Source organism: Polaromonas sp. (assembly GCF_018780625.1).
In the GTDB taxonomy this organism is placed as follows: domain Bacteria; phylum Pseudomonadota; class Gammaproteobacteria; order Burkholderiales; family Burkholderiaceae_C; genus Polaromonas.
Window position 1 is genome coordinate 1 of record NZ_JADMJK010000206.1, and the last position, 3,426, is coordinate 3,426.

The window sequence follows — 3,426 nt, forward strand, 5'->3', positions numbered from 1 at the left end:
GCAGCGGCGCGGCCAGCCGCGTGCCCGCCATGCAGGCGTGCAGACAGATCTGCGCAAGAATCAGGCGGGCCAGCGCACGGGTCATGAAACGCGTCTCAGTTTTCGTCCAGGTCCAGGTCCTTGTTCATGGGAATCAGCCGGGCGGACTCCAGTTCGGGCAAGGCCTCGACATTGCGCAAGGCCTTGCCCATGACGCGGCTGCGCTGCTCGGCACTGCTCAGGGTATTGAGCACCGTTTCAGTCTGTGACTTGACCTTGGCCAGCACGTCGCCGAACTTGCCAAACTCGGTCTTGACGGCGCCCAGCACCTGCCACACCTCGCTTGATCGTTTCTCCAGCGCCAGCGTCCGAAAGCCCATCTGCAGCGAACTGAGCATGGCCAGCAGCGTGGTCGGACCGGCCAGCGTGATACGGTGGTCGCGCTGCAGGCTCTCCATCAGGCCGGGTCGGCGCAGCACTTCAGCGTACAGGCCCTCGGTGGGCAAAAACAAAATGGCGAAGTCGGTGGTGTAAGGCGGCTCGATGTATTTTTCGGAGATCGATTTGGCCTCAAACCGGATCCGGACCTCCAGCGCCTTGCCTGCGATCTCGGCGCCCGGCGCATCGGCGCGCTGCTGCGCATCGAGCAGGCGCTCGTAGTCTTCGTTGGGGAATTTCGCGTCAATCGGCAGCCACAGCGGCTCGCCCGCATCCGACCGGCCCGGCAACTTGATAGCGAAATCCACCGGGTTCTTGCCGCCGCGCCGCGTCACGACCTGGGCCGCGTACTGGTCGACGGTAAACACTTGCTCCAGCAGGCCCGCCAGCTGGGCTTCGCCAAAGATGCCGCGCGTCTTCACATTGGTCAGCAAATGCTTGAGGTCGCCCACGCCCTGCGCCAGCGTCTGCATTTCGCCCAGGCCCTTGTGCACCTGCTCCAGCCGGTCGGCCACCTGCTTGAAGCTTTGCCCCAAGCGCGTTTCCAGCGTGGTCTGCAGCTTTTCGTCGACGGTGCGGCGCATTTCGTCGAGCTTGGCCGAATTGGTCTGCTGCAGCTGCGCCAGCTGGTTCTCCAGCGTTTCACGCACCTCGCCCATGCGCCGGGCATTCGATTCGCTGACCGACTGCAGCTGGGTCGTCAGCGTGTCCGACAGGCTTTGCTGCAGCAGGCTGAGCTGGCGGGAAAACGCATCAATCTGGGTGTTCTGGGTGCGCGTGGCTTCGGCGCTTTGCTGCACCAGCGTTTGCTGGAAGGTGGCCAGCGTCGAAGCCAGTTCCTGGCGGCTGCCGCGCGCGCTCTCGCTGATCTCGCGCCGCAGTTCGCGCTCCAGCCGGTCGTTGATCTCGGCAAACCCATTGAGCAGTTCGGCCTGGCTTTCGCCCGCAACTTGTGCCGGCTTGCGCACCAGCAGCCAGACCAGCAGCAGCAGATTGGCCAGCAGCAAAGCCGCCGTCAGCCAGAATTCCATGGCTTGTGTCACTCTTTATTTGATAGCCAACACCGCAGGATTCAGCGGGGTTAAAGGCTTTTTTCCTGTAAAAAAGGCAATCAGGTTGTCGGCGGCCAGGTTGGCCATGGCCAGGCGCGTCGGAATCGTGGCGCTGGCGATATGCGGCGTCAGCACCACATTCGGCACGTCCAGCAAGTCCGGGTGCACCAGCGGTTCGCCTTCAAACACGTCCAGCCCGGCGGCTGCAATGCGCTTGTCCTTCAGCGCCGCGGCCAGCGCAGCGTCGTCCACGATTCCGCCGCGCGCAATGTTGACCAGCGTGGCGGTCGGCTTCATCAGCGCCAGTTCGGCCGCACCGATCGCGTGGTGGGACGCTGGCGAATACGGCAGCACCAGCACCAGGTGGTCAGCGGTCTTGAGCAGTTCTTCCTTGCTGACATAGCTGGCCTGGCATTCGGCCTCCAGGGCCGCGTCCAGGCGGGAACGGTTGTGGTAGATCACCTTCATGCCAAAGCCCAGCGCGCCACGTTTGGCAATGCCCTGGCCGATGCGTCCCATGCCCAGAATCCCCAGCGTCGCGCCATGGATGTCGGAGCCCGAAAACATGTCGTAGCGCCACTTGGTCCACTGGCCGGCGCGCAAATAATGCTCGCTCTCGGTGATGCGGCGGGCGGTCGCCATCATCAAGGCAAAGCCGAAATCAGCGGTGGTCTCGGTCAGCACGTCGGGCGCATTGGTGGCCAGCACACCGGCTGCCGTCATGGCGTCAAGGTCAAAATTGTTGTAGCCCACGGCCATGTTGGCGCAGATTTTCAAGCCGGGGCAGACAGCGAGCACCCCGGCATCAATGCGGTCACCCCCCGTGGTGAATGCGCCCGCTTTGTCACGCAGCCGCGCCGCCAGCTCGGCCTTGGACCAGGTCTCGTCGGCCTGGTTGGACTCGACCTCGAAATATTCTTCAAGACGGGCCACCACTTCGGGGAAAACAGCGCGGGCGATCAGGATTTTGGGCTTGCTCATGGAGAAGTTGGCTTTCTTTATTTGAACCAGATGAAGGTCATGATGATGAAGAGCGGGATCAACACCCCGCCCGACCACAGCATGTAGCCAAAAAAGCTTGGCATTTTCACGTTGCGGTCTTCGGCAATGGCCTTGACCATCAGGTTGGGCGCATTGCCGATGTAGGTGTTGGCGCCCATGAACACGGCGCCGGCTGAAATGGCCGCCAGCGTGGACGCAAAGGTGGTCATCATCGCCTGCGGGTCGCCGCCAGCGGTGTTGAAAAACACCAGGTAGGTGGGCGCGTTGTCAAGAAAGGAGCTGAGCGCGCCGGTGGCCCAGAAATACATGGCCGGATCGGGCGAACCGTCGGGCCGGGTCACGGCCGACACCACCGCCCCAAACGGGCCACTGGTGCCGGCCTTGAGCATGGCAATGACAGGAATGATGGTCAGAAAAATGCCCGCAAACAACTTGGCCACCTCGGCCATCGGCCCCCAGGAGAACTGGTTGTCGGCATGCACCTTGGCCGCCGTGATTTTCAGCGACAGCAAGGTGATGGCAACCAGCCCGGCATCGCGCACCAGGCCCGGCAGGCCGACATCGGTGCCAGCAATATTGAACACCACGGCCGACTTCCAGAAACCGCTGAGCAACACCAGCCCGGCAATCGCGCCCAGCAGCCAGAAGTTCGCGGCGCCGTCAAAGCCGATGCGCCCGGTGTCGGGTGTCGGGTCCAGCGGCGCGACTTCTTTGCGCTGGCGGTAGAACCACAGGTCCAGCGCGTAAAAAATAGCCAGCAAGGAGCCCACCAGAAACAGCGTCTCCGGAAAGATGTGGCGTACGGTCCAGAAAAAATCCACGCCCTTCAGGAATCCCAGGAACAGCGGCGGATCGCCCAGCGGCGTCAGCGAGCCGCCGGCGTTGGAGACGATGAAGATGAAGAACACCACCACATGGGCCTTGTGCGCCCGGTTGTCGTTGGCCCGGATCAGCG

The 3,426-nt window shown here is 62.9% G+C and carries 3 protein-coding genes; all 3 read right to left on the reverse strand.

The window, feature by feature from the left end:
* Positions 1 to 95: 95 nt before the first annotated feature.
* On the reverse strand, positions 96 to 1,448 hold the full coding sequence (rmuC, locus tag IV091_RS15220; protein WP_293470104.1) for a DNA recombination protein RmuC: 1,353 nt from the start codon (positions 1,446 to 1,448) through the stop codon (positions 96 to 98).
* A gap of 15 nt (positions 1,449 to 1,463) precedes the next feature.
* Entirely contained in the window at positions 1,464 to 2,450 is a 987-nt protein-coding gene (locus IV091_RS15225) for a D-glycerate dehydrogenase (protein WP_293470105.1), read from the reverse strand.
* 17 nt (positions 2,451 to 2,467) lie between these two features.
* The coding region (locus IV091_RS15230; protein ID WP_293470106.1) for a sodium:proton antiporter at positions 2,468 to 3,426 on the reverse strand (959 nt) is incomplete at its 5' end.